Source organism: Rhodospirillum rubrum ATCC 11170 (assembly GCF_000013085.1).
In the GTDB taxonomy this organism is placed as follows: Bacteria; Pseudomonadota; Alphaproteobacteria; order Rhodospirillales; family Rhodospirillaceae; genus Rhodospirillum; species Rhodospirillum rubrum.
The window spans coordinates 2,527,937-2,554,601 of record NC_007643.1; the positions used below are offsets into that span (position 1 = coordinate 2,527,937).

The window sequence follows — 26,665 nt, forward strand, 5'->3', positions numbered from 1 at the left end:
ATCCCTACCCCACCCGCAGCTTGGACTTGGGATCAAGCGCGTCGCGCACGCCATCCCCGAAGATGTTCAAGGTCAGAACGCATAACACGATGGCAAGCCCCGGGGCGAAGGCGACCATCGGCCGGCTGTAGAGCAGGCCCTGGCCGTCCTGGATGATCGTGCCCCAACTGGCGTCGGGCGGCTGTACGCCGATCGACAGGAACGACAGCGAGGATTCTGTCAGCATATTGAGCGCCATCATCAGCGGGATGAACACGATCACCCGCGTCATGACATTGGGTAGGATGTCGCGCAGCAGAATGCGGGCCGAAGGCACGCCGAGGCCGACGGCGGCCAGGACGAATTCGCTGGTCATCAACGACAGCACATGGCCGCGGATCGGCCGGGCGACATAGGGCACATAAACGATGCCGATGATGGTGATCGGCAGGGCCAGACTGCCCGCCGTGATCGAAATCGGCCCGATCTCGAGCCCTTTGCTGATCAGCACGATCGACAGCGAAATCGCCAGCAGATAGATCGGAAAGGCCCAGAGGATATCAAGAAACCGTGATAACACCCCATCGACGACACCGCCGAAATAGCCGGCCACCACGCCGACAAAGGTGGCGAGCACCAGGGTGATCAGCGTCGAGGACCCGGCGATCAACAAGGAATCGCGGCCGCCATAAAGCAGGCGGGCGGCGACGTCGCGGCCCTGGTTGTCGGCGCCCAGCATATAGGGTCCCAGTCGCCAGGTCGGACCGATCGGCGTCATCCCCAGGCCCAACCCCTCGGTCGAGGCTTCGAGAACGGCCCGGACCTCGCCATCGACAACGATCTCGCCATTGAGATTGGTCTGGAAGGGATCGCTTCCGGCGATGAACTGGGCATAGAGCGGGGCCATCAGGCAGAGGGCGCAGACGACCAGGAACACCGCGAGAGCGACCATCGCCGCCCGGTCGCGCCACAGCTTGCGCAGCGCGACGGCCCAGGGGCCCTGGGGGGGCGGTTCGGAAGTGAGGGGGGGCGCCCGCCCCCCCTTGTCGTCTGGTTGGCCCGCCGGCGGGCGGGTGGAAAAGGCGAAGCTCACGACGCGACGATCCTCTCGGCTCACTCGACCCACGACTGGCTGATCAGCCATTTCGTCTGATTATTGAAGACGAAGCCCTTCACCCGCGCCGACAGGAAGGTGACCTGCTTGGGGGTGAACAACACGGCCACCGGCGCCTTGTCGGTGATCGCCTTATCGATGGCCGTCCATTGGGTCGCCGCCTTCGCCGGATCCTTCGTCGCCGTGACCAGGGCCTCGGTGATCTGGGCATCGATGGTCTTGTCGCAGAAGCCCGACATATTGATCGAGGAATCCGAGCCCGGGTGGAAGGAGCCGCAGCTAAACAGCACGTTCAGGAAGTTCGAGGCCGCCGGGTAATCCTGATACCACTGCGAGACGCTGATCTGCACCGCGTTGGCGGTGTTCTGGATATAGGTGAACTGGATGTTCTGCGAGATCGGCTTGACCGAGGCGTCATAGCCAAGCTGCGCAAGCACGCCCTGAAGATAGACGCCGATGGAGCGCGCCACCGCGTTATCCTCGACGATCACCGTCACCTTCTGCCCCGCCGTCCCCGAGTCCTTGACCAGGGCCTTGGCCTTTTCCAGATCGGGCTTGGACCATTTGGCGCCGGGCGCCTGGGTATAGGGGCAATAGGCCTCATAGGAGGGGAAGTCGGGCGGCAGGATCTGGCAGGCCGGCGTCGCCAGATTGGCCCCGCCAAACAGCTTGGTCAGGGCGCCGCGATCGACGGCGTAATTGACCGCCTTGCGCACCCGCTCGTCATTGAACGGTGCCAGATTGACGTTCATCGGCGCATACCACATCGCCGCGAGCAGATTGAGGTGAACCTGCTTGGCGTATTTGGTGCCGAGCTCGGGCAGGCGATCGGGCGGCGGCGGATCGAACATCCAGTCGGCCTGACCGTTCTGGATGGCGGTGATCGCCGCCTCTTCCGTCAGACCGAAGTCATAGTTGATCTCGTCGACATAGCCGTCGGGCTGGGCGTCCTTGCTCCATTCCTTGAAATAGGGATTGCGCACCAGACGCAGGCGGGTATTGGGGTCGTAGCTTTCGATCTTATAGGGCCCGGTGCCGGGGATGGCATCGGTGCCGACATCCTTGGCCGGGGCGTCGGCGGGCAGGATGGCGGCATGGGGCAAGGACAGCTTTTGCAGGAACTCGGCATCGGCCGCCGCCAGCTTGATAACGATCGTGCCGCTGGCCGGATCGGCGCTCACCCCCTCGGCCAGGGTGCACCCCGCCGGCTCGGCCAGACAGTGATCGGCGCCGAGGATGCCGTTGTAGAAGGTTCCGGCGGTCGGGCTGGACACCTTGAAGATGCGCTGGAACGAGGCGACGACATCGCCGGTGGTCACCGGCTGACCATTGGAGAAGCGGACACCCTTGCGCAGGGTGAAGGTATAGGTCTTGCCGTCGTCGCTGACCGTCGGCAGGGCCTCGGCCAGATCGGCGACGATGGCGTTGCCGTCCTTACCATTGGCCTTCTTGAAGCCGACCAAGCCGTCATAAAGAATGAAATTCGTTTGGAAATACTGGGCGGTATAATTGATATGGGGATCAAGCGTGCCGCCACCGGCGCGGGCCAGCAGCCGCAGGGATCCGCCGCGCTTGCCCTCCTCGGCCTGGGCCGCGGGTCCGGAGGCCGCCCACAGGCCGCCAGCCAGGGCGGCGCAAGACAGGGCGAGAAAGGCCGTTCGCGCCGTCGATTTCACTGATCTCATTGTCATTTCACCCTTGGACCTGTGCCGTTGCGGACTGTGGTGGAAAGCTTCTGATCGCGATAGGGACGCTCAGCATTGGATCAGCACTGCAAGGCCCGGACCATCCTGTTAAATTTGATAGGATCAAAGGTCGGAAATCCGGGCCAAGCAAAACTAAAAAGGGAAAGATATTCCCACTATTCTTTTAAAGAGTGTAACCTTGGTCGCCCTTGCTCAGATTCAAGGCGAGGACTGCCAAGGATTTGGGCATTCCCCCGATCTTTTACGAGGGGAGGCCGGTTTGACGCTTTGCTGAGCAAGGATTAGGCTTATGCGCCGTGTTCGATGACGAGGGCTTCCAGGATGACGACGGCCTCTCCCGGTTTTGACGCCCACCTCGACGCCGCCTGCCGGCAGGCGATGGCGCTTGGCTTCGCCGCCGTGCTCTATGATTACTCGCCGGTTCCGCGCGCCCATGACGGCACCCTGATCACCCCGACCATCCTGGAAACCCGCAATCTGCCGGTCGATATGGCTGAGATCTGGTGCAAACAGGGGTATTATCAGATCGATCCGGTGCAAGACGCCGCCCTGTTGGTCAGCGCGCCCTTCGTCTGGTCCCATGAGGGTGACCAAAGCGATGTCATGGCCCGGGTTCTGCGCGCCGAGCACCGACCGGTTCTGGACTATCTCCGGCACCGTGGCCTGACCCGCGGCGTCACGGTGCCGATCCGCTGCGGCGAGGGGGCGCTGGCCACCTTCACGGCGATTGCCCCGAGCGGCGCGCCCTTCCCGCCCGAGGATCGGCTCTCGAGCCTGGGCCTGCTCGGCCAAAGCTTTCACGACCGGGTTTATCCCGGGTTTCCGGCCGCCAGCCATCTTTGCCCGGTTGTTCACCTGACCCGACGCGAGCGCGAGTGTTTGGCGCTTTGCGGCGAGGGCCTGACCGCCAAGGAGATCGCCTATCGCATCGACCGTTCGGTGCCCACCGTGGTTTTCCACCTGAGCGCCGCCACCCGCAAGCTGGGGGCGCGCAACCGCTTCCAGGCGATCGCCCGCGCCGCCTACTACCGCTTGTTATAACCTATGGGTTTTGACAGCTGTCGGACCGCGCCGATGGCCCCTAGGCTGGGGATTTCCAGTTCCAAGGAACGATCGCGGAGGGCCAAAGGGTGGCAATTGAAAGCGTTGAGGGGTTCGCCCCGTTTCGGGAGTTTCAGACCTGGTACAGGGTCACCGGCGATCTGAAGGCGGCCAAGGCGCCCTTGGTCATCGCCCACGGCGGTCCGGGCTGTACCCACGACTATGTTGATTCCTTCAAAGAGATCGCCGGGAGCGGACGGGCGGTTGTGCACTACGACCAGATCGGCAATGGCCGCTCCACCCATCTGCGCGACAAGGGGGCGGATTTCTGGACGGTCGAGCTGTTCCTTGACGAACTCGACTCGCTGCTGGCCCATCTCGGCATCGCCGGGCGCTATCACCTGCTTGGCCAGTCGTGGGGCGGCATGTTGAGCGCCGAGCACGCGGTGCGCCAACCTGCCGGCCTGCTCTCGCTGACCCTGGCCAATTCCCTGGCCTCGATGCCGTTGTGGACCGCCGCCGCCGCCGGACTGCGCGCCGAACTGCCCGCCGAGGTCAGGGCCACCCTCACCGCCCATGAAGCGGCCGGAACCACCGACCATCCCGACTACAAGGCGGCGAGCCGGGCCTTTTATGACCGCCACGTCTGCCGCGTCACCCCCTGGCCGCCCGAGGTGGCGCGCACCTTCGCCGCCGTCGATGACGACCCCACCGTTTACGTCACCATGAACGGCCCCACCGAATTCCACGTGATCGGCACCCTGCGCGACTGGAGCGTCATCGACCGCCTGCCCAGGATCGACGTGCCGACCTTCATTTATCGCGGCGCCTTCGATGAGGCGACCCAGGCCTGCATCCAGCCGTTCATCGATCACATCGGCAAAGCGGAATGGGCGGTCTTCCCGGACTCCAGCCACATGCCCCATGTCGAAGTAAAGGATATCTGCCTGGGCGCGGTCGCCGCCTTCCTTGATCGCCACGACGGCTGATCCCGGGCAAAAGGCGTCGCCTAATCGCGCAAAGGGCGGGACCGCTGCCGGTCCCGCCCTTTTTCGTAATCAATGACCGCTCTCAAGCGGTCAGTTCATCGCCTGGACGATCTGCTCGGTCATCTTCTTGGCGTCGCCAAACAGCATCATCGTGTTGTTGCGGAAGAACAGTTCGTTCTCGACGCCGGCATAGCCCGAGGCCATCGAGCGCTTGATGAACAGCACGGTTCCGGCCTTTTCAACGTCAAGGATCGGCATGCCGTAGATCGGGCTCGACGGATCGGTCTTGGCCGCCGGGTTGGTCACGTCGTTGGCGCCGATGACGAAGGCGACATCGGCGGTCTGGAACGAGCTGTTGATCTCTTCGAGCTCGAAGACCTCGTCATAGGGCACATTGGCCTCGGCCAGCAGCACGTTCATATGCCCGGGCATACGGCCGGCCACCGGATGGATGGCGTAGGAAACCTCGACGCCTTCCTTCTTGAGCACATCGGCCATTTCGCGCAGGGCGTGCTGGGCCTGGGCCACCGCCATGCCATAGCCGGGCACGATGATGACCTTCGAGGCGTTCTTCATGATGAAGGCCGCGTCTTCGGCGCTGCCGGCCTTGACCGAACGATCGCCGGCCGCGCCACCGGCCGCCGCTACGCCGCCCTCGCTGCCGAAGCCGCCCAGGATGACGTTGAAGATCGAGCGGTTCATGCCCTTGCACATGATGTAGCTGAGGATGGCGCCCGACGACCCGACCAGGGCGCCGGCGATGATCAGCAGCGGATTGCCCAGGGTGAAGCCAATGCCCGCAGCCGCCCAGCCCGAATAGCTGTTGAGCATCGAGATGACGACCGGCATGTCGGCGCCGCCGATCGGAATGATCAGCAAGAAGCCAAGGGCGAAGGCCAGGATCATCAGGGCGAAATAGGCGGTGTGGCTTTCGGTGGCGGCGAAGACCACCAGCAGCACGACCAGCAGAATGCCAAGCACGGCGTTCAGCGGATGCTGCATCGGGAAGGTCACCGGCTTGCCGGCGATCAGCCCCTGAAGCTTGCCAAAGGCGATCACCGATCCCGAGAAGGTGATGGCGCCGACGGCCAGGCCGAGCGACATTTCAACCAGCGATCCGGCGTGGATCGCCCCGGCCGAACCGATGCCATAGGCTTCGGGATTGAGCAGGGCGCCGGTGGCCACCAGCACGGCGGCCATGCCGACCAGCGAGTGGAAGGCGGCGACAAGCTGCGGCAGGGCGGTCATCAGCACCTTTTTGGCGATCACCGTGCCGATGGCGCCGCCGATGGCGATCGCCAGGACGATCCAGGCATAGGCCTGAACCGAAGGCGACAGCAGCGTGGTCAGGATGGCGATCGCCATGCCGACCATGCCCATGCGGTTGCCGTTGCGCGCCGATTCCGGATTGGACAGGCCGCGCAGGGCGAGAATGAAGAGCACGCCGGCGACGATATAGGCCGCCATGGTAAGACTATGCGTCATGGTCGCGTGCCCCTTACTTCTGCTTCTTCTTGAACATGGCCAGCATTCGTTGGGTCACGATGAACCCGCCGAAGATGTTCACGCTCGCAAGCAGGATGGCGAAGAAGCCCAGCACCTTCGACGCGCTGAAGGCTTCAGGACCGGTGGCGATCAGCGCCCCGACGACGATGACCGAGGAAATGGCGTTGGTGACGCCCATCAGCGGGCTGTGAAGGGCCGGGGTCACCGACCACACCACATAAAAGCCGATGAAGCAGGCCAGGACGAAAACCGTCATCAGCCACCAGAACTCGCTGGCGCCTTCCGTGGCGGCGGCGGCCGGCAGAACCGCATGGCTGGCCTGAAGGGCCAGGGCCTGGGCATGCTGGGACAATTCAAGGGCCTGTTGCGAGAGCTGATTGAAGCCCTCGACGAGGATGTTCTTGTCTTCCATCGCTTATGCTCCCTGTCCGGTCAGCGCCGGATGGACGATGGCGCCATCGCGGGTCACACAGGTGCCCGAAACCGTTTCGTCCTCGAGCTTCATCACCAGCGTCTTCGTGTCCTTGTCGACGTGGGGGGTGAGGAAGTTCAGAAGGTTCTTGGCGAACAACGGGCTGGCGTCGGCGGCGACGCGCGAGGGGACGTTGGTGTGGCCAACGATCTTGACGCCGTGTTTGACAACGATCTTGCCCGGCTCCGACAGCGGGCAATTGCCGCCGGCTTCGACGGCCAGATCGATGATGACGCTGCCCGGCTTCATCTTGGTCACCATCTCCTCGGTGATCAGCACCGGCGCGGGCTTGCCGGGGATCAGGGCGGTGGTGATGGCGATATCGGTCTTGACCAGTTCCTTGAGCACGGCCTCGGCCTGCTTCTTGCGGAACTCCTCGCCCATTTCCTTGGCGTAGCCGCCGGCGGTCTCGGCGGTCTTCATCGCCTCGTCATCGACGGTGATGAACTTGCCGCCCAGGCTTTCCACCTGTTCCTTGGTGGCGGCGCGAACGTCGGTGGCCATGACCACGGCGCCCAGGCGCTTGGCCGTGGCGATCGCCTGCAATCCGGCGACGCCGACGCCAAACACCAGCACGCGGGCCGGCGGCACGGTGCCGGCGGCGGTCATCATCATCGGAAAGGCGCGGGCGAATTCATAAGCGCCGTCGATCACGGCGCGATAGCCCGCGAGGTTCGACTGGCTGGAAAGGATATCCATCGACTGGGCGCGGCTGATCCGCGGCATCAGTTCCATGGCATAGGCGGTGATCTTGCGCTTGGTCAGGGCCTCGACCACCGGACGGTTGGTCAGGGCGCCAAGATGGCACATCAGGACCGCGCCTTCCTTGATCAGGGCGACCTCGTCGGTGCCCTCCTCGGCGGTCATCGGCCGCTGTACCTTCCAGACCACATCGGCCTGGGACAGGGCCTGCGCCGCCGTGCTGGCGATGGTGGCGCCGGCGGCGGTCAAGGCATCGTCGGTTATCGACGCGCCGACACCGGCCCCTTGTTCGACGATCACCTCGAACCCCAGGCCGACGAGCTTCTTCACCACCTCGGGAGAGATGGCGACGCGATCCTCGCCGGGGCGTCGCTCTTTTGGAATAGCGATCTTCATAACGCACCCATCAATTGTCGTGAGACGGTCTAAGGTCTTATCGAGCCCAAGGGCGGAACCATGCCCGTTCCCCCATCCCGACACAAGACCGGTCGACCGGAAACGCCGCATTTTAGCCGGACTTCATGCTTCCCCGGCGGTAAGCCGGGGCGAACAAGACCCCAAGATCTTTCGCATAAGCGAATTACCCCGGGTCGTAAAGCCCGGATTTCCGTGGGGTCGCCGCGCAAAAGCGCCCGATCAAACCATCCCGGCCTTTTCTTCGGTCTTCCAGGCCTGATCGAAGCCATCGCCATCGAAAGTGGCATCGGTGGCTTTGAGCATTTCGCCGGCGGTGGGTAGGCTTGCGCGCTCAACACGCGCCTCGTCGGTCCACAGCCCCGAACGGGCGATCGCCCGCGAGCATTGGAACAGCACGCTGTCAATGCTGACCACCAGGGCCGACAACGGCGGGGTGCCCCGCATCGTCCCAAGCGCGAGCAAGGCGGGATCGGTGGAGATGATCGCCCGGCCGCGCACCCGCAGGGTCTCGCCGACCCCGGGGATCAGGAACAGCAGGGCGACATGGGGATCGGTCAGGATATTGCGCAAAGATTCCATGCGCCGGTTGCCCTTGCGATCGGGCACCAGCAGGGTCCGGGGATCAAGCACCTTGACGAAGCCCGGAGCATCGCCACGCGGCGAGCATTCCACGCCCTTCTCGCCCCGGGTGGCCAGACTGAGAAAAGGCGCGGCTTCGACGAAACGGCGATAGGGCGCGATCAGATGATCGGTTTCCTTGCTCACCGCCCCTCCCGACGGGCGGCCATAAAGCGCTTCAAGCTCGGCGATCGTCGTCAGACGGGTATCCTCGGCCATCGGGGGGGATCCTGGGCAAAGAAGGGTGAAGAAAATAGCGGCGGGCGGCTTCGCGCAGGGCTGGCGTCGGCGCCGGCGGCTTGTCCAGAAGTGCTAGGAACCGCGCCATATCTTGGTCCGATAAGACGAGGACGTCCACCCGCCCCCTCTTATCACCGTCGATGGATCGTCCTCTCCGCCCAACAGCCATGATCGTTCCTTTCCTTCGGGTGCTTATTCCGCCGCCGAGGCCAAAGGCCGGGGGGCGAGGAAGGCGGCCAATAAGGTGCGCTCGCGGGCCTGGGCTTTGGTCACGGCCTCAACCAGCACCGGACCGAAGCCACGCATCTCCAGCGGCAGGCCGGCGATCTCGACGGCCAGATCATAGCCCTGGGGATCGACGCGCTCCAAGATCACCCCCAGGGTCGTTTCGTACTCCGTGATCAACCGGCGCTGCAGGCGGCGCTCGCTCGTTTGGCCGAAGGGATCGAAAGGCGTGCCGCGCAGGCCCTTGAGCCGGGCGAGCAGGCGGAAAAGCGGAAAGATCCAGGCGCCGAAGGCGCGCTTGCGCAACCGGCCGGTGGTTGGATCGCGCGGGCTCATCAAGGGCGGCGCCAGATGCACGGTCAGTCGCGGCTTGCCCGAGAAGCGCGCCGCCAGGGCCTGGGCGAAGCGGCCGTCGCTGTAGAGCCGCGCCACCTCGTATTCATCCTTATAGGCCAGCAGCTTGAAGTAAGCCTTGGCGACCGCCTCGCTCAGCGCCTCGCCCCCTGGCCTCACCCGTTTTTCGACCGCGACCACCGCCTCGACCAGCCGGCGATAGCGCGCCGCCAGCGCCGCGTTCTGATAGGCGGCAAGGAACGTCGCCCGCCGCTCGATGGTCTCGGCCACACTCTCGGAGCGCCGGTGGTGTTCGGGCCCGCCGCCCGCCCGGTCGAGCAGGGCCGTCACCGCCTCCAGATCATGGGCGGCGCGGCGGCCCCACAGCAAGGCTTCAAGATTGAAGGCCACCGCCGCGCCATTCAGGGTTATCGCCCGTTCGATGGCGGCGCGGCCCAGCGGCAGCAGGCCCTTTTGCCACGCATAGCCGATCATGAAGGGATTGGTTGCCAGCGAGTCCCCCATCAGCGCCGTGGCGATGGTCGTGGCATCGAGGAAAAAAGCGCGGCGCGTGGTGGCGCTCAGCGCCGCGCGCACCTCGGCCTCGGGATAGCGGCTGTCGGGATCGCGGGTGAAGGCGGCGGTCATCACCGGACGGGTATTGATCACCGCGTCGGTGGCCCTTGGCCGCGCCTTGGCCAGCACCTCGGGACCGGCCGCCGTCAAAGCGTCGCAGCCCAGCAGCAGATTGGCGTTGCCGGCGGCGATGCGCACGGCGTGCAAAGCCTCCTGGCTGGCGGCGATGCGGACATGGGTGGTCACCGCGCCGTTCTTTTGGGCCAGCCCGGTTTGATCAAGCACCGTCACCCCCTTGCCTTCCAGATGGGCGGCCATGCCGAGCAGGGCGCCGATCGTCACCACCCCGGTGCCGCCGATGCCGGTGACGAGGATCGAATAAGGCGCGCCCAGATCGGCCAATCGCGGTTCGGGCAAAGGGGGAAAGGCCACCTCGCCAACCCCTTCGGGGCGGCGGACCTCGGCGCCGCTGACGGTCACGAAACTGGGGCAGAAGCCCTTGAGGCAGGAGTAATCCTTGTTGCAGGCCGATAGATCGACCGAGCGCTTGCGGCCGAACTCGGTTTCCAGCGGCTCGATCGCCACGCAATTGGAGACCTTGCCGCAATCGCCGCAGCCCTCGCAGACCAGATCATTGATAAAAACCCGGCGATCGGGATCGGCCAGCAGCCCGCGCTTGCGGCGACGGCGCTTTTCCGCCGCGCAGGTCTGATCATAAAGGATCGCCGACACCCCGGGCCAGCCGCGCAGATCCTTCTGGATGGCGTCCAGATCATCGCGGTGGCGGATGGTGACGCCGGCGGCGAAAACCGTGCCAATCGGGTATTTGCCGGGCTCGTCGGAGACGACGACGATCTTGCCCACCCCCTCGCCTTCCAGCTGGCGCGACAGGCCATCAACGCTGAGCAGGCCATCGATCGGCTGACCGCCGGTCATCGCCACCGCGTCGTTGACCAGGATCTTATAGGTCACGTTGACCCCGGCGGCGACGGCGGCGCGGATCGCCAGAATCCCCGAATGGAAATAGGTGCCATCGCCCAGATTGACGAAGACATGGGGCTCATCGGTGAACGGCGCCTGACCGATCCAGGCCACCCCCTCGCCGCCCATCTGGCTGAAGGTGGCGGTGGCGCGTTCGGGCATCCAGGTGACCATGTAATGGCAGCCGATGCCAGCCAGGGCCCGCGATCCCTCGGGCAGGGTGGTCGAGGTGTTATGGGGGCAGCCGGCGCAATAGGTCGGCAGGCGCTTGAGAACCGCCGTCGGCCCGGCCAGGGCTGCGTCCTTGCGTTCCAGCCAGTCCAGGCGGTCGCGGATCGACGGCCCGGTGACGAACCGGCCGATGCGCCCGGCCAGGGCGCGGGCGACCATCGCCGGGGTCAGTTCGCCGGCGCTAGGCAGCAGCCACGCCCCGCTCTCGTCGAACTTGCCAACGACGCGCGGGCGGACATCCTCGCGCCAGTTATAGAGCTGTTCCTTGATCTGGTTTTCGACGACGGCGCGCTTTTCCTCGACGACGAGGATCTCCTCCAGCCCCTCGGCGAAGGCGCGCACCCCCTCGCGTTCCAGCGGCCAGGGCATCCCAACCTTATAGAGGCGCAGGCCGATCGCCGCCGCCATCGCCGGATCGATCCCCAAATCGTCCAGCGCTTGGCGAACATCGAGATAGGCCTTGCCGACGCTGACGATGCCCAGGCGCGGCACCGGGCTATCCATCACCACCTTGTCGATGCGATTGACCCGGGCGAAAGCCAGCGCCGCGTAAAGCTTGTGGCGCATCAGCCGGGCTTCTTGATCGAGCGCCGGATCGGGCCAGCGGATATGCAGCCCCCCAACTGGGGCCTGCCCTTCGGCCGGCAACAAGAAGGCCGGCGGGTCGGGATCAAGCAGAACGGGGGCCGAGGAATCCACCGTCTCGGCGATGGTCTTCAGCGCCACCCAACATCCCGAATAGCGGCTAAGCGCCAGACCGAACAGCCCGAAGGAGATCACCTCTTCAAGGCCGGCGGGATGGAGCACCGGGATCATGGCGTCCATGAAGGAGTATTCGCACTGATGGGCGGCGGTCGAGGATTTGGCGGCATGGTCATCGCCGGCGATCAGCAAGACGCCGCCCAAAGGCGCGGTGCCGGCGTTATTGGCGTGCTTGAACACATCGCCGCTGCGATCGATCCCCGGTCCCTTGCCATACCAGATGCCAAACACGCCTTGCTGGCGGGCGCCCTTGAACAGGCCGACCTGCTGGCTTCCCCAAACGGCGGTGGCGGCCAGATCCTCGTTGATCCCGGGCTTGAACACGATGCCCTCGGCCTCCAGCCACGGCCGGGCCTTCCACAATTCCTTGTCGAAGCCGCCAAGCGGCGAGCCGCGATAGCCCGAAATGAAGCCCCTAGTGTCCAAACCGGCCTTGCGGTCGCTGCGGCGCTGGGCCAGGGCCAGACGGACCAGGGCCTGGGTGCCGGTCATATAGGCCCGGCCGCCGGTCAGGGCGTATTTATCCTCAAGCTCCGGCGCAAAGGCCTGTGGCGAGAGCTCGGATCGGTTGATCGGCGCTTGGATCGTCATCGCGCGGGCCTCCCCATGGGCGCGCCCGGGCGAACCGGCCCCGCGCCCCTATCCTCCCAGAACGCGGCGGCCCGTTCGCCGACCCAACCGCGCACCGCCCCCGCCTTCTTTTGGGGCGGATGGCTTTATCTTATTGAAAAGGTGGGTTATGGGGGCGCAAGCGACAATCGGCGCGAGGACCGTGGCCAAAGGAAAGCAAGGAAAGATCGACAATCGCCGTCCAGGCGAAAGACCCAGCCCGCAAATCGCGCAAAACCCGACAGAAGACATCCCCCGAGCTGCTCAACGCTGATCATATGGCCTTGTAGACGAAGATGAGATCGAGGCTGATTGCCCCGCCCAGAGGGCCTGTCCGACGTTGGCGCCGCCGCTTTTGCACAGGATGTCGAGGGCGAAGCTTCGGCCCCGAGCCATGTCTCGATCCCCCGAATGGTCGCAGATGGCAGCGGCCCAGAGGGTGGCGGAAAACCCGCTCCACCTCGTCGGCGTCGAGACCGTGCAAAATGAGCAGCACCGCGACGCCGGATAGATCGTGTCCCCGGATGTGATGTAGGAGCGCTGCCAGGATGGCCCCTTAGGGCGGCGTAGCCGACCGGAGGGGCTGTCCTGGCGGGGGCGGCCATCGGCGCCAAAAAGATCCGCGGACGAAATTGGCCTCTATCTTTGGCGCGATCTGCCCGGAACAGGGCAAGGGGGCCGGGCTGGTCCTGCCCTTCTGCAACACCGAAACAAGGGCGCTTCACCTGATCGAGATATCGCTCGCCATCGCCCCCGACGCGAAGACGGTCGTGCTGATGGATCAGGCTGGTTGGCACACCACCGACAAGCTCGACGTGCCCGCCAATATTAGCATCATCGCGCTACCAGCCAAATGTCCCGAACTGAACCCGGTCGAAAACATCTGGCAGTTCATGCGCGATAACTGACTCTCGAACCGCGTCTTCACCTCCTACGGCATCATCGACCACTGCTGCGAGGCATGAAACAAAATCGTCGATCAACCATGGCGCATTATGACAATCGGACGACGCAAATGGGCGCATCACTCATAATCAATGCGGATTGGTAAAGCGGTGACGAACCGTACGGCCTTCTCGAAGATCGAATAGAGATTTTTTTCATCATGAAAAATTTGAGTATTATCAACTATCTGTGAAATACCATTCTCTTTATCTATAATATATATTATATCATAATTGTTTTTATGTCTTTTTTGGTTGTAAGCGCAAATTTTAAATACAATAAATGGTTCTTCGGTTCTCGGCTGTATCAATGGGCCGACAGCATACCATTCCTCATATGGACGAATTATGGTCTCTATTTTTAGAGATTGACCTTCGTAATTCCACACAGGTTGGTTACTAGATTGTCTGACCACGCCTTTCACGATGTTGTTAATTTCAAAACCTCGCACTTCGCGCATGCGCGTGGTCTCCGAAAATTGCGGCAGACTCCCGATTGCCCTCGATAGGTCACTCATGAACAACAAGAGCAGATCGGTTACGATTTTTTCCCGCCGTTCTGTGTTCAATCGCATTTGTTCGTCGAACATAAGAGCCCTGACATTCAGATCGTCATCATTCTCTTCAGCAATGTCCATCTCAGCGAGGCTCCGCAACTGAGCGATGAAATCGATGTATAAAAGTCGATGGGCGGCGTCATGATGAGTGGCGGCGGCAATCAGAAGATTGGCCTTCGCGATGCCTGCGACGCCCTGGAATCGGGCGGAAAGATTGTACAAGTCCGGAAACCAAAGCGTGTAGGGGAATATATCGTCTTTTATGCCATTGATGAAGAACCACAGAATCTTCCCTAGGGAAAAGATGTCGCCTTTCTCGGTAACCTCTTCAACGCGTCCATGATGGTATTCCGGAGCACGATAATTAGCTGCTCCGACCGCCCGAAATTCGGGCGTGAGGCGATCATCTTCGCTCGCGAAATACGCGCAGCCAAAATCGGCGATGAGCAATCTCGGATCGTCATCAGACCCACCGACCAAAAGGTTTTCTGGCTTGAGATCACGATGAAATATAGGAGGATCACGTTCCGACAACCGCATTAGAGTTTCGGCCACGGGAAGGAGCAACTTGGCAGCCTTACAAGCGTTGCCCCGAGTCAAATCGATGATTATATTTGAATCTCCTCGATAGCGTTTCATTGTGTACCAGGGATTATTATCATTAATAATATCGTAGTCTATAACTTTAACTATGTTGCTAAATCCCTCTCCTTCTAATTTTCGAAGAACATCTATTTCTTTTATAAAGCGCGGGCGCCGATCTTCTGTGCTCGTATTGCGTAATACTTTTTTTACTGTCTTACCATCACCCAGATAATATATGTCTCCGTTTCCACCCTTAGCGTCGGCTTTCTTCATCATGCCCCTCGTTGACGATAGCGTGTCTGCGCCTCCATTTCATCTAACATGCTTTTAGCTGGTCCGACCAGCGGTGCCGCAGAGGCTGCGCAAATCAACTTGATGCGCCAGAAACTCCGGGAACTGCCGCCTTTTCGGCGAAACATTATCCTCGAAGAGGGCGGTCATGACAGGATTGGCCTTAAATGCACAATAAGATTGGCGAAAAACTCAGGTGAAGACGCCGACAATGCGTTCGGGACAATGCTGGCGCGGTCGTAGGGGTTGACATTTCCAACGGGACTGTCAGGAATTTTGTGTGCGGGCGGGCGGTTAAACCTTACGCCACCATGGCTCGAATGAAGCGATCGCCGAAGATGACGGCGAACTGGACCTTGGCCATGGATCCCTCACGTAGCGGCGTTTTCCACTCTTTCTCTGAGCGGTTCAAGATCAGGCAGAGCAGTTTAGTGGCGGCCTCGTCGCTGGGGAAATGCCCCCTGACGCGGACGGCCCCCGCCTGAGCTTCGCGTTTAAGGCCTCAATCATTACCCGCAGCCAGAATTTGGCTCCCTCGTTCTGCTCCAGCTATAGGCCGAGCACATCCTTGGCTCCGTCGGCGTGCACACCCAGCGGGATGTGGATCGCCTTGTTGCGAACCATGCCTTCGTTGCGGATCTTCACCCGGATCGCGTCGAAGAAGACAAGCCGATAAACCGAGTCCAGCGGCCGCTGCCACGATCTCGTCGAGCACCGCACACGTCACCGTGCTGATCAAGTCGGGCGAAACGTCGATACCGTACAACTCTTGGAAATATCCGGTGATCTCGCGCTTGCTCATACCGCGCGCGTACATCGACACGATCTTTTCGTCAAAACCGGGAAAGCGGCGCTGATCCTTGGCGATTATCTACGGATCGAAGCTTGACTGACGGTCGCGCGGCACGTCGATCGCAAGGCTGCCGGTATCCGTCATCACCGTCTTCCGGCCGTAGCCGTTGCGCGTGTTGCCGGCCCCATTCCCGCCAGCGAGAGGGTGGTCCATCTCCGCGTTCAAGGTACGTTCCGTCAGCGCCTTCTTCAGCGCATCAAGCAGGCCACCCTGCTCAAAGGCCGCGCTGGCATCACCGCCCGCCAACAGTTGATCGAGAAGCGCATTCGGGATCGCCGGTTCTTTGCGTCGGGACATAGGGCATCTCCTTTTTACCCATTATGCCCGCCCGCACACGAAATTCCTGACAGTTCCCCAGAATACCGCTTACCATCAAATCGCGCAAACCCCGACAGAAGACATCCCCCCTGGGGCGTTTGGGGGGACCGCCTTGCCGCCGGAAAGACCCTTAGGCGCCGCTATAAAGCCCGGCGATCAGCGCGCCATAGCGGTCGCGCAGAACGTGGCGCCGGGCCTTCATCGAATGGGTGAGCTGGTCGTTCTCGACGCTCATCGGCTCGGGGAGGAGGGCGAATTTGCGGATTTTTTCCACCGTTCCCAGCTTGGCATTGGCCCGCTCGACCGCCTTGCCGATGGCTTGGCGCAGATCGGCGTCCTCATAGACCAGGGCCAGATCGGCCGGTTTGCCGGTCTCCTTCGACCACCGCGCCAGAAACTCCTTTTCGGGCACGATCAGGGCGACCAGATGGGGCATGCGGTCGCCAAAGACGACGCCGACGCCGATCTCGGGCTCCAGCCCCAGGATCCCTTCCACGCGCTGGGGCGAGATATTGTGGCCGCCCGAATTGACGATCAGGTCCTTCTTGCGGTCGGTGATCTGGATGAAGCCGTCCTCGTCAAGGGTGCCAACGTCGCCCGTATGCAGCCAGCCGTCGGGATCGAGCACGGCCCGGGTGCTTTCCGGGTCGTTCCAATAGCCATCCATGACCAGCGGACCCTTGACCAGGATCTCGCCATCGCTAGCGATGCGGATATCGACCCCATAGAGCGCCGGCCCCACGGTGTTCATCTTGACCTTCTTGGGCATGTTGCACGACACCACCGGCGCCGTCTCGGTCAGGCCGTAGCCCTGAAGCACCGGAATGCCCAGGGCGCGGAAGAAATAGCCGACATCGGGGTTGAGCGGCCCGCCGCCCGAGATCATCGCCTTCAGCCGGCCGCCGAAGCGCGCCTTGACCGCATGGCGCACCAGCTTATCAAGCGCGGCGTCGGTCAGCTTGTCCTTGACGCCAAGGCTGGCGGGATCGTCCATGCGGCGACGGCCAAGATCGACGGCCTCGCGGAACATCTTTTCCTTCAGGCCGCCTTCCTTCTCGACGGCGCGCAGGATGCGCGCCCGCATCATTTCGTAAAGCCTTGGCACCGCCGTCATGATCGTCGGCTTGGCTTCAACCATATTGGCCGCCAGGGTCTCGGCCCCTTCGGCGAAATAGACCTGGGCGCCCAGCGAGATCGGGAAGAACAGCCCGGTGGTGTGCTCATAGGAATGGCAGAGCGGCAGGAAGGACAGGAAAACCTCTTCCTCCAGGCCGATGGTCTCCAGCAGTTTGAAGGCGCCGTGGCAATTATGCAGGATCGAGCGGTGGGCCAGCATCACCCCCTTGGGCGTGCCGCCGGTTCCCGAGGTATGGATGATCGAGGCCAAATCATCGGTCTGGATGCGATGGACGACGGCGGGGACACCGCGCCCCTCGCCTTCGGCCATCATGGCGTTCCAGGCGAGAACGGTCAGCCCCGCGGGCACGACGACGGCGTCGTCGAAATCCATCATCACCACCAGCGGCCGCCGTTTGGCCCGCGCGGCGGCGCGCAGGAAGCGCTCGGCGACCAGCGGCGTCGAGACGATCGCCATCGCCGCCTCGACATTGTCGAGCACATGCAGATGGTCGGCTTCCGTATGGGTGGCATAGGCCGGAACCGGGATGGCGCCCGCCGCCAGAATGGCCAGATCGGCGATCGTCCAGTCCGGGCGGTTCTCCGAGGCCAGAACGACGCGATCGCCGGGGGCGAGGCCCTGGTCGATCATCGCATTGGCGAGAGCGATCACCTGATCGTGGACCGAGGCCCAGCTCCACGGCGCATAACCCCCCTCGCTTTTGGACCACAGGAATGGTCGCTCGCCAAACCGCTCGGCTTGGGCCAGGAACATCGCAAGCAGGTTGCCGCAGGTTTCGTAGTTTACCGCCGGATACCGATATTCGGACACTGACTCTCTTCCTCCCCGATCCGCCGATGTGGCCCGGCGGTCTATCACCATAACCTGTCTCTTTTCTGTTTCCAAACCCCGCCCCATATTGACCGCGTAGGCACCCCACGGGGGGCGCCCTGTGCATAGCCCAAGGAGAGAGTCTTCATGACGCATGTTGCCGCCCAGGCGAACGCTGTTTCCCCTCTTCCCGTCTGGGACCTCGGCGATCTCTATGATGGTCCCGACTCCGCGGCCCTGAAGACCGATCTTGCCGAAACCGAAAGCGGGGCCAAGGCCTTCCGCGACACTTACGCCGGCAAGGTCGCCGGGCTTGATGGCGCCGCCCTGGGCGAAGCCATCGTCGCCTTCGAGCGCCTATCCGAGACGCTTTATCGCATTCTCAGCTATTCGCAGCTGCTGCAGGCCGGCGATGTGACCGATGTCGCCATCGGTCAGTTCCATCAGGCGATGATGGAAAAAGGCACGGCCATCTCGAGTCAGATGTTGTTCTTCACCCTGGAAATAAACCTTATCGACGACGACGCCCTGGCCGAAAAGCTGAAAAATCCGCTGGCCGGGCGTTATGCGCCGTGGATTCGCGATTTGCGGGCCTTCCGCAAGCATCAGCTCTCCGATGACATGGAACGCCTGCTCAACGAAAAGGATGTGGCGGGCAGCTCGGCCTGGATGCGGCTGTTCGACGAAACCGTCGCCCATCTGCGCTTCCCCATCGACAACGAGACCCTGACCTCGACCGAAGCCTTCGATCGCCTGTCCGATCCCCAGCCCGAGCGCCGCAAGGCCGCCGCCAAGGCCATCGGCGGCGTTCTGGAAGACAATCTGCGGCTGTTTTCGCGTATCACCAATACCCTGGCCAAAGACAAGCAGATCGATGATTCCTGGCGCGGCTACGCCCATCCGATGGCGGCGCGCAACCTGGGCAATCAGGTGGAAGACGCCGTGGTCGACGCCCTGGTCTCGGCGGTGCGCGGCAGCTATGGCGACCTCTCGCACCGCTATTACCAGATGAAGGCCAAATGGTTCGGCCGCGACACCTTGGATTATTGGGACCGCAACGCCCCCCTGCCCGAAGCCGATGACAGCCGCTTCACCTGGGATCAGGCCCGCGACACCGTTCTGGGAGCTTACGGCGCCTTCTCGCCCGAATTGGCGGCGGTGGGCAAGCGCTTCTTCGACAATCCGTGGATCGACGTGCCCGCCCGCCCGGGCAAGGCCTCGGGCGCCTTCGCCCATCCCACCGTGCCCTCGGCCCATCCTTACCTGCTGCTCAACTTCATGGGCCGCACCCGCGACGTCATGACCCTGGCCCATGAACTGGGCCATGGCGTTCATCAGGTGCTGGCCGCCCGCCAGGGGCCGCTGTTGTCGGATACGCCGCTGACCCTGGCCGAGACGGCCTCGGTCTTTGGCGAGATGCTGACCTTCCGCGCCATGCTCGATTCCGCCGGCGACGCCAAGCGTCGGCGCATCATGCTGGCGAGCAAGGTCGAGGACATGATCAACACGGTGGTCCGCCAGATCGCCTTCCACACCTTCGAGCACAAAGTGCATAGCGAGCGCCTGCAAGGCGAGCTGTCCCCCGATCGCCTGTGCGAGATCTGGATGGAGGTGCAGACCGAAAGTCTCGGTCCGGCCTTCCGTTTCGATGCCGAGTACCGCACCTATTGGACCTATATCCCCCATTTCATCCACTCGCCGTTCTATGTCTACGCCTATGCCTTCGGCGACTGTCTGGTGAACTCGCTTTATGCGGTCTATCAGGAGGGGAGCGTTCCCGACTTCCAGGCGAAATACCTGGATATGCTGGGCGCGGGGGGAACGCTGCGCCACAAGGAGCTTCTCGCCCCCTTCGGGCTCGACGCCTCCAACCCGGATTTCTGGAAGCGCGGGCTTGGGGTGTTGAAGGGCTTCATTGACGAACTGGAAGAGGTGGCGTGAGCCCCCTCCCTAAAGCAAATCCCCGAGCGATCTGGACCAGATCGCGACGACGATTTGCTTCGATATCAGCATTGTAGAGCGGTGTCCGAAGACTAGGTTTCACACATACCGCTCTAAAGGCGGTGGCATCAGCCACCGCCTTGGCCGTAACGGGATGACCCTATGACCGAAAGCAATTCCCTTGGTGGGCGGTTTCGCCGCTATGCCCGCGTCTCCACCGCGATGGGCGGCATCGCCGCCCGGGCGGCCGGCGAGAAATACCTGGGTTTCAAGGGCGATCGGGCGCGCATGGCCTCGGATCTGCGCGAGGCCCTGGGCGGACTGAAGGGCCCCTTGATGAAGGTGGCGCAGATCATGTCCACCATCCCCGACGCCCTGCCCCAGGAATTCACCGCCGAGCTGACCCAGCTTCAGGCCGATGCGCCACGCATGGGCTGGCCCTTCGTCAAACGGCGGATGACCGCCGAACTGGGTCCCAACTGGCTGGGCCGCTTCGCCTCCTTCGATCACGACGCGGTCGCCGCCGCCTCGCTTGGCCAAGTCCACCGCGCCATCCACCTCGATGGCCGGGCTTTGGCCTGCAAGCTGCAATATCCCGATATGGACTCGACCGTCGAGGCCGACCTCAGCCAGCTCAAGATCATCATCGGCCTCTATCGGCGCTATGACGGCGCCATCGACCCGACCGAGATCCACGCCGAGATCACCGAGCGGCTGCGCGAGGAACTCGATTACGCCCGCGAAGCCCGCAACATGCGGCTTTATCGCCATATGCTGCGCGACGAGGCCGGCGTTCATGTTCCCGAACCGATCGCCGATCTGTCGACGAAGCGGCTTTTGACCATGACTTGGCTGCAGGGCGAACGCCTGCTGACCTTCATCAATCACAGCCCGGAAGAGCGCAACCACCTCGCCTATAATATGTTCCGCGCCTGGTATGTGCCCTTCTATGACTACGGCGTCATCCATGGCGACCCGCATCTGGGCAATTACACGGTGCGCGAAGACTTCTCGGTGAACCTGCTCGATTTCGGCACCATCCGCGTCTTCCGCCCGGTCTTCGTCCAAGGGGTGATCGATCTTTATATCGCCCTGCGCGACAACGATCAGGAACGCGCCGTACACGCTTATGATTGCTGGGGATTTCGCGATCTGTCCAAGGACACGATCGCCGTCCTCAACCAATGGGCCAAGTTCATCTATGGCCCGCTTCTGGAAGACCGGGTGCGCAATATCCAGGAAGATCTGCCGATGGGCGGCAATCAGGGCCGACAGGTCGCCGAAAAGGTCCACCAGGATCTCAAGGCGATCGGCGGCGTCACCCCGCCGCGCGAATTCGTGCTGATGGACCGGGCGGCCATCGGTCTGGGCAGCGTCTTCTGGCATCTGAAAGCCGAGATCAACTGGTTCCAGATGTTCCACGAGCTGATCGACAATTTCGATGTCGACGCCCTGGCCCGCCGCCAGACCGAAGCCCTGACCGGCGTCGGCCTCGTGCCCAGTGACCTGGGCGTGGGCTGACCTTTTTTCATCCCGGGGGAGCCACGCTTGATGACCGCAGAGACGCAGCAGCAGACCCCGCTCCCCCGGGCCGGGCTTTTTCTTGAAGACCTTGCGGTGGGCGATCGCTTCGACAGCGCTCGCCACCGGGTCGAGGCGGCGGCGATCAAGGCCTTCGCCGGCGAATTCGACCCCCAACCCTTTCATCTCGACGAGGAGGCGGCGCGCCACAGCCTGTTTGGCGGTCTGGCGGCCAGCGGCTGGCACACCGCCGCCATCACCATGCGCCTGCTTGTCACCAGCGGCCTGCCGCTGGCCCAGGGCATCATCGGCGCCGGGACCGAGCTTAGCTGGCCCAATCCGACGCGACCGGGCGATGAGCTTCACGTTGAAACCACCGTGCTGGCCATCACCCCGTCGAAGTCCCGCCCCGACCGCGCCATCGTCACCTGCCAAAGCGACACCCTCAACCAGCGCGGCGAGGTGGTCCAGCGCTCGACGGCCAAGGTGGTGGTCTTCCGCCGGCCTTAGGGTCTGTCCGCTTGATGCTGAAGCGGACAGACCCTGGATCCCTTTGTTTGAGTTTGTCTTTTCGGGAAAAGCGGTGCCCACTTTTCCCTGACAAACTCTAGAACGGCGGGCATGAGATCTGCTCCCCGCTTCACTACTCCAAGCTTCCGCCAGCCCTGCCCGACAAGGGGGGGGCTGGCGGACTTCTGTTGGACCGGAGGGCGCCGGTCTGGGCGTTTTTTTTCAGCTTTCGCCGGCGTCGATCTGCGATTGGATGTAGTTCTGCGGGCCAACCTGATCGATCAGGCCGATCTCGGTTTCCAGATAGTCGATGTGTTCTTCGGTATCTTCGAGGATCTCATCGAGAATTTGGCGGGAGACGAAATCCTGGGCCGCTTCGGCCTCGGCCACGCCCTCGACCAGGGTGTCGCGCGCCGCCAGTTCCAAGGCCAGATCGTTTTCCAGCACCTCGCGCACGGTTTCGCCGATGCGCAGCTTGCCCAGGTCTTGCAGATTGGGCAGGCCTTCCAGGAACAACACCCGTTTGATCAGCTTGTCGGCATGCTCCATCTCTTCGATGGATTCCTTGAATTCGCGCTTGCCAAGCCGGGTAAGCCCCCAGTTCTGCAGCATGCGGGCATGCAGGAAATACTGGTTGATCGCGGTGAGTTCGTTTTTCAAAACGCCGTTCAGGCGTTTGATGATCGCGGGATCACCCTTCATCGATGTCGTCCCCTTTGGGCGCACGGGGCATCACGAGGGGGCCGCAGCCCGCGCGCCGGTTATCCGTAAGGGACGCATGGATCGCATCCCCCGGGTCTAGGGGACATATAGGCAAGCGGAGCGAAGGGTTTAAGGGAGGGCGGCGTTTATGGCGCGCGAGGGGGATTATTCCGCCGCCATCAGCAAGGCGCCGACATCGGCGGATGATGACGAGGTCTCGCGGGTTTCACGGACCAGGGCTCGCATGCAATCGCCGCATTTGCCGCAGACCGGACGGACGCCGCGGCGGGCGAACACCGCGCCGGCGGAGCGGGCCCCGCCCTGCACATCCTCGCGCACGTGACGGTCGGTCAAGGCGTTGCAAATGCAAACATACATGGAGAAGTCTCCCGCCGGTTCCAGATTAAAACCACTCAAAACCTAGCGACTCCATATTTGCAAGTCAATCGCATTATCGTTCTCATTTTTTCGATCAAAGCGCGTCTTCGGCTTGGGCTTGACATCGATCGCGCCCGGGTCGACCCTGCGGTCCGTCGGCCCCTCTAAAAGGTCGGCGCCATAGATGCTTGTTCTCAGGGCAGGGTGAAACTCCCGACCGGCGGTAATCCTTCCCTTTCACGGGGGGGACAGCCCGCGAGCGCCCTTTGCCGGTGGTGAAGGGGTCCAGCAGATCCGGTGCGAAGCCGGAGCCGACGGTATAGTCCGGATGGAAGAGAACGAGGTGACATCCCCCTCCCCCGCCCGCGGCGTTCCCGCTTGGTCGGGGGATGGCGCTTTGCTCACACCCTGGAAGGCGGACTCCTGTCCGCCGCCCGGGGAAGTCCTCTGCCGCCCTGATTCAGGCTCGCCCAGTCTTAAAGGTGAGAACCATGAATCAGATCTTTGCCAATCCCCTCTCTCTTCCCGGCACCGCCCAGGAGCGGGTTTCCCGCGCCGTTGACAGCCTGCGCCAGGGCCAGGGGGTCATCGTCGTTGACGATGAGGACCGCGAAAACGAGGGAGACCTTATTTTCGCCGCCGAAACCCTGACAGCCGAACAGATGAGCCGGATGATCCGCGATGGCTCGGGCATCGTTTGCCTGATCCTGACCGACCCCGACCTTGATCGTCTGGCTTTGCCGCCGATGGTCGCCCACAACACCTCGCGCAACGGCACCGGCTTTACCGTCTCGATCGAGGCGCGCGAGGGCGTGACCACCGGGGTCTCGGCCGCCGATCGGGTCACCACCATCCGCGCCGCCATCGATCCCGCCAGCACCGCCGATGATCTGGCCCGCCCCGGCCACGTCTTCCCCTTGCGCGCCCATGCCGATGGCCTGAGCGCGCGCCGGGGCCATACCGAGGCGACCATCGCCCTGATGAGGTTGGCGGGGCTGCGCCCGGCCGGGGTGCTGTGCGAGGTGATGAACCCCGATGGCACCATGGCCCGCCTGCCGACCCTGATCGGCTATGGCCAAGCCCATGGCCTGCCCATCGTCAGCATCGAGGATCTGGTCGCCGTCGGCGCCCGCTGATCCTTTTGCGGCGGCACCGGGCGGGGCTTGTCGCCAAGCGGCGCCGCCGCCGGTTTTCCTAGAGCGGTGAGCGGGGACTAGATTTCACGCTCACCGCTCTAGGACCTTGATAGTCAAGCAAATCAACGCCGCGCCCTGGTTCAGAGCGCGCGGAATTGGCTTTAGGGGCTGCAAGCGGTGGGATGGCAGTCGGTCGAGACGTAATAGGGTTTGATGTCGATCAGCGGCGTGCCGTTCAGGCAATCGAGCGGGCCGACGGTCAGCACGCCGGCGGCGATATCGACCGACAGCAAGGGCACCGCCGCCAGGGCCACCGGATTGGGGCGCAGGGGCGAGCGCAACGAGAACACGCCGCGCGGCCCTTCCGAATGGCGCGGACACTGCACGATCAGATCGCGCCGCGCCTTGTCCATCCAATACAGCACCACGACATGGCTGTGGCCGGCCAGCCCGGCGAGGCCGGGGGCGAAAGCCGGGTCAAGGGTGATGCGCGCCGGCTCGGTCGAGCGCTCGCGGGCCTCGATCACATTGCGCGGCGCCTCATCGCGCGAGGTCCAGGGCGTTTGGATATGGCCGATAAAGGCGACCGAGGCGTCCTTACGGGTGACGGGATCGAAATCGAGGGCGATTTCGCCCTCGCGTCTGTCGTCCATGGTCTGCTCCATTCGAGGCCGGGGAAAAGCGGGGCGAACCGTTTTAGCAAATCCCGAGCGATCTGAACCAGAGCGCGATGACGATGTGCTTGGCTATCAGATGCGGAAGCCGGCCTCGGCCAGCATGCGATAGAAATCACGCAGACGGGCTTCGCGTTCGCCCGGATCGGAGAAATCCTGGGTGAAATCCTCGACGAAATTCGGCTGCCGCAGGTGATGGAGCACGCGCGAACGGGCGATGGCCAGGGCCTTGCCCTCCAACAGCAGCCCCGAGCCGCAGAATTTCACCAGCCGGACCGCCCTCAGCCGCAAGGAATCGCCCGGGGCGTCAAGCTTTTCGACGACGGCGGCATCGACCAGATAACGGGCCAGCAGATCGTCCAACCGGCCGACCACCCGGGTGCGCAACACCTCGGGCAGGGACGAGGTGCCGAGGGCCCGTTGCAGACCGGTGAGGATCCGCAGCTTTTCGGGCGTCGCCAGATCGGGGGCGACGAAATGATGGATATCGGCGGCCGGCTTGACCACCTCGACCACCTCTTCGGCGACGACGGTCAGCGCATTGGCCCCCTCGGCCGCGCCGGCGACCTCGCAGAGGTACTGCATGCGCCGGGCGTTCTCGCCAAGCAGACGCGACACGCCAAGCACCGACAGCTTCCAGCCGATCAGCCCGCCCTGCTCCAGCCGCAGGCCATAGCGCCGGGTCAGGGCCGCCGCCACCGCCGTGCCGCCGGCCACCCCCTCGGGCTTGACCAGGCGGTCGAGCAAGGCGAGAAAGGCCGCCTCCTCGCGGTCGGGATCGTTGCGGGTCAGCGGCTGGCGCCCCCCCAACTCGCGGGTGACGCGGTCAAGCAACACGGTCAGGCCGTCGGGCAATTTGCCCTCGGCGAACAGCCGGCGCAGGACCTTCGCCGTCTCGGGTTCGCGCGTCGCCGCCGTCCCGGCCTTGCCGTCGATAAAATCGAGAAGGGCGATCAAGGCATTGGCCAGATTGGGCCGAACGCCCAGAATCTCCTGAACGACCTGACTGACCGCCAGGGCATCGGCGATGAAGCCATCGAGGATGCGCAGAACCTCAAGGGTCAGATCTTCCGAGACGCAGCCCAGAAGCACTTCCAGCTTACCGAGGAAACTGCGCTCCTTGCCGGTTTCCCGGGCGATCACATGGCAAAGCAGCGCCACCTGTTCCTCGTGAACGAAGGCGCATTTCGCCACCGTCGCCACCACCTTGTGGAAATCGTCGAGGCTCAGCGGCCAAAGCAGCTTTTCGCCCTCGCTGCGCCGGGCGCGCCGGCCGATTTCGGCGATCCAGTCATAGATCTCGTCGCGCCGGACCTTGGCGTTCAGGCTCGGATCGATCCGGCATTGCATGCCGACGATGCGATCGACGGCCGAGGGCATCAACTGACCGTCGGCCTCCTGGAAGCGGGTAAGCGGGCGCGAACAATGCAGAAGCTCGCTGGGCAGCAGGATTTGCTGTTCCAGATAGCTCTTGAGCAGCCGGCCGATCGTCATCCGGCTTTCCAGAGCATAGACCTCGGCAACCGATGCGCAGCGCGCCCCATCCTCGATCGGGGTAATGCGGACCGGTTTGTCCTTCGGCTGGCTGCGCATTTCCTCGAAGATGATTTTCTCTCGGTGCAGCCCTTCCGGCGTCAGCCGGTCAAGAACCACTCTCACCCCATCGGCCTGCGAGGTCGCATAGATCTTCTTAGCCGCGACGATGGCCTGAGTCTCGAAATCATAAAGGTCGCGGGTTAGCCAGCGCTTATCCCGATGGGTCTGGACTTCGTACTTCGGCACGCCCTTATCCCCTGCTTGGCCGGG

General features: G+C 63.2%; 20 protein-coding genes, 2 pseudogenes and 1 riboswitch. Of the genes and pseudogenes, 7 read left to right on the forward strand and 15 right to left on the reverse strand.

The window, feature by feature from the left end:
- Positions 1-4: 4 nt before the first annotated feature.
- Together RRU_RS11285 and RRU_RS11290 are read right to left on the reverse strand one after the other, a co-directional pair.
- The gene (locus tag RRU_RS11285) at positions 5-1,072 is read right to left on the reverse strand and encodes an ABC transporter permease (protein WP_014626326.1); all 1,068 of its coding nucleotides are present in this window, start codon (positions 1,070-1,072) and stop codon (positions 5-7) included.
- A 20-nt stretch (positions 1,073-1,092) separates the two neighbouring features.
- Entirely contained in the window at positions 1,093-2,778 is a 1,686-nt protein-coding gene (locus RRU_RS11290) for an ABC transporter substrate-binding protein (RefSeq protein WP_011390027.1), read from the reverse strand.
- A gap of 342 nt (positions 2,779-3,120) precedes the next feature.
- Between RRU_RS11290 and RRU_RS11295 the strand changes: the two genes are divergently transcribed.
- Positions 3,121-3,840 carry a LuxR family transcriptional regulator gene (locus RRU_RS11295; RefSeq protein WP_011390028.1) on the forward strand — a complete coding sequence of 240 codons (720 nt, stop codon included), beginning with the start codon at positions 3,121-3,123 and terminating at the stop codon, positions 3,838-3,840.
- 89 nt (positions 3,841-3,929) lie between these two features.
- Positions 3,930-4,829, forward strand: a complete 900-nt coding sequence (locus tag RRU_RS11300; protein ID WP_011390029.1) for a proline iminopeptidase-family hydrolase — start codon at positions 3,930-3,932, stop codon at positions 4,827-4,829.
- Positions 4,830-4,919: 90 nt separating this feature from the next.
- Here the strand turns inward: RRU_RS11300 and RRU_RS11305 are convergent, their stop codons facing one another.
- The 6 genes from RRU_RS11305 to RRU_RS11330 form a co-directional block, all read right to left on the reverse strand.
- The gene (locus tag RRU_RS11305) at positions 4,920-6,314 is read right to left on the reverse strand and encodes an NAD(P)(+) transhydrogenase (Re/Si-specific) subunit beta (protein WP_011390030.1); all 1,395 of its coding nucleotides are present in this window, start codon (positions 6,312-6,314) and stop codon (positions 4,920-4,922) included.
- Positions 6,315-6,327: 13 nt separating this feature from the next.
- Entirely contained in the window at positions 6,328-6,747 is a 420-nt protein-coding gene (locus RRU_RS11310) for an NAD(P) transhydrogenase subunit alpha (RefSeq protein WP_011390031.1), read from the reverse strand.
- Between the two features lie 3 nt (positions 6,748-6,750).
- The gene (locus RRU_RS11315) at positions 6,751-7,905 is read right to left on the reverse strand and encodes a Re/Si-specific NAD(P)(+) transhydrogenase subunit alpha (protein ID WP_011390032.1); all 1,155 of its coding nucleotides are present in this window, start codon (positions 7,903-7,905) and stop codon (positions 6,751-6,753) included.
- A gap of 240 nt (positions 7,906-8,145) precedes the next feature.
- Entirely contained in the window at positions 8,146-8,763 is a 618-nt protein-coding gene (locus RRU_RS11320; protein WP_011390033.1) for a pyridoxamine 5'-phosphate oxidase family protein, read from the reverse strand.
- Positions 8,723-8,953 (reverse strand): DUF1778 domain-containing protein, encoded by a 231-nt coding sequence (locus tag RRU_RS20210; protein ID WP_081467698.1) that lies wholly within the window; start codon positions 8,951-8,953, stop codon positions 8,723-8,725. Before RRU_RS20210 ends, RRU_RS11320 begins: the two co-directional genes overlap by 41 nt.
- 23 nt (positions 8,954-8,976) lie before the next feature.
- Positions 8,977-12,483: an indolepyruvate ferredoxin oxidoreductase family protein gene (locus RRU_RS11330; protein WP_011390034.1), complete on the reverse strand. Its 3,507-nt coding sequence runs from the start codon at positions 12,481-12,483 to the stop codon at positions 8,977-8,979.
- Between the two features lie 616 nt (positions 12,484-13,099).
- Here RRU_RS11330 and RRU_RS11335 point away from each other — a divergent pair.
- Positions 13,100-13,535, forward strand: a pseudogene (locus RRU_RS11335) (transposase); the annotation flags it as partial.
- Here the strand turns inward: RRU_RS11335 and RRU_RS11340 are convergent.
- The 3 genes and pseudogenes from RRU_RS11340 to RRU_RS11350 all read right to left on the reverse strand — a co-directional run bounded on the left by RRU_RS11340 (position 13,526) and on the right by RRU_RS11350 (position 17,997).
- Entirely contained in the window at positions 13,526-14,863 is a 1,338-nt protein-coding gene (locus RRU_RS11340; RefSeq protein ID WP_011390036.1) for a serine/threonine protein kinase, read from the reverse strand. The pseudogene RRU_RS11335 and the gene RRU_RS11340 overlap by 10 nt on opposite strands.
- A 316-nt stretch (positions 14,864-15,179) precedes the next feature.
- A pseudogene (locus tag RRU_RS11345) lies at positions 15,180-16,028 on the reverse strand (IS256 family transposase).
- A gap of 151 nt (positions 16,029-16,179) precedes the next feature.
- Positions 16,180-17,997: an AMP-dependent synthetase/ligase gene (locus RRU_RS11350; RefSeq protein ID WP_011390040.1), complete on the reverse strand. Its 1,818-nt coding sequence runs from the start codon at positions 17,995-17,997 to the stop codon at positions 16,180-16,182.
- A gap of 147 nt (positions 17,998-18,144) precedes the next feature.
- Here RRU_RS11350 and RRU_RS11355 point away from each other — a divergent pair, with 147 nt between their 5' ends.
- From RRU_RS11355 to RRU_RS11365, 3 genes are all read left to right on the forward strand, one after another.
- The gene (locus RRU_RS11355; protein ID WP_011390041.1) at positions 18,145-19,938 is read left to right on the forward strand and encodes a M3 family oligoendopeptidase; all 1,794 of its coding nucleotides are present in this window, start codon (positions 18,145-18,147) and stop codon (positions 19,936-19,938) included.
- Positions 19,939-20,100: 162 nt separating this feature from the next.
- A complete protein-coding gene (locus RRU_RS11360) occupies positions 20,101-21,459 on the forward strand; it encodes an ABC1 kinase family protein (protein ID WP_011390042.1) in 1,359 nt (452 codons plus the stop codon).
- A 30-nt stretch (positions 21,460-21,489) separates the two neighbouring features.
- Entirely contained in the window at positions 21,490-21,969 is a 480-nt protein-coding gene (locus tag RRU_RS11365; protein ID WP_011390043.1) for a MaoC family dehydratase, read from the forward strand.
- A gap of 222 nt (positions 21,970-22,191) precedes the next feature.
- Here the strand turns inward: RRU_RS11365 and bfr are convergent, their stop codons facing one another.
- Positions 22,192-22,671: a bacterioferritin gene (gene bfr, locus RRU_RS11370; protein ID WP_011390044.1), complete on the reverse strand. Its 480-nt coding sequence runs from the start codon at positions 22,669-22,671 to the stop codon at positions 22,192-22,194.
- Positions 22,672-22,836: 165 nt separating this feature from the next.
- Positions 22,837-23,049 (reverse strand): (2Fe-2S)-binding protein, encoded by a 213-nt coding sequence (locus RRU_RS11375; RefSeq protein WP_011390045.1) that lies wholly within the window; start codon positions 23,047-23,049, stop codon positions 22,837-22,839.
- A gap of 186 nt (positions 23,050-23,235) precedes the next feature.
- A riboswitch (FMN riboswitch) is annotated at positions 23,236-23,393 on the forward strand.
- Positions 23,394-23,540: 147 nt separating this feature from the next.
- On the opposite strand from RRU_RS11375, the gene ribB reads away from it, so the two are divergent.
- Complete coding sequence (gene ribB, locus RRU_RS11380; protein ID WP_011390046.1) at positions 23,541-24,185, forward strand: 3,4-dihydroxy-2-butanone-4-phosphate synthase; 645 nt, start codon at positions 23,541-23,543, stop codon at positions 24,183-24,185.
- A 161-nt stretch (positions 24,186-24,346) separates the two neighbouring features.
- Here ribB and tsaA read toward each other — a convergent pair whose 3' ends face one another.
- Together tsaA and RRU_RS11390 are read right to left on the reverse strand one after the other, a co-directional pair.
- Entirely contained in the window at positions 24,347-24,838 is a 492-nt protein-coding gene (gene tsaA, locus RRU_RS11385) for a tRNA (N6-threonylcarbamoyladenosine(37)-N6)-methyltransferase TrmO (protein ID WP_011390047.1), read from the reverse strand.
- Between the two features lie 96 nt (positions 24,839-24,934).
- The gene (locus RRU_RS11390) at positions 24,935-26,641 is read right to left on the reverse strand and encodes a hypothetical protein (RefSeq protein ID WP_011390048.1); all 1,707 of its coding nucleotides are present in this window, start codon (positions 26,639-26,641) and stop codon (positions 24,935-24,937) included.
- Positions 26,642-26,665 lie beyond the last annotated feature (24 nt).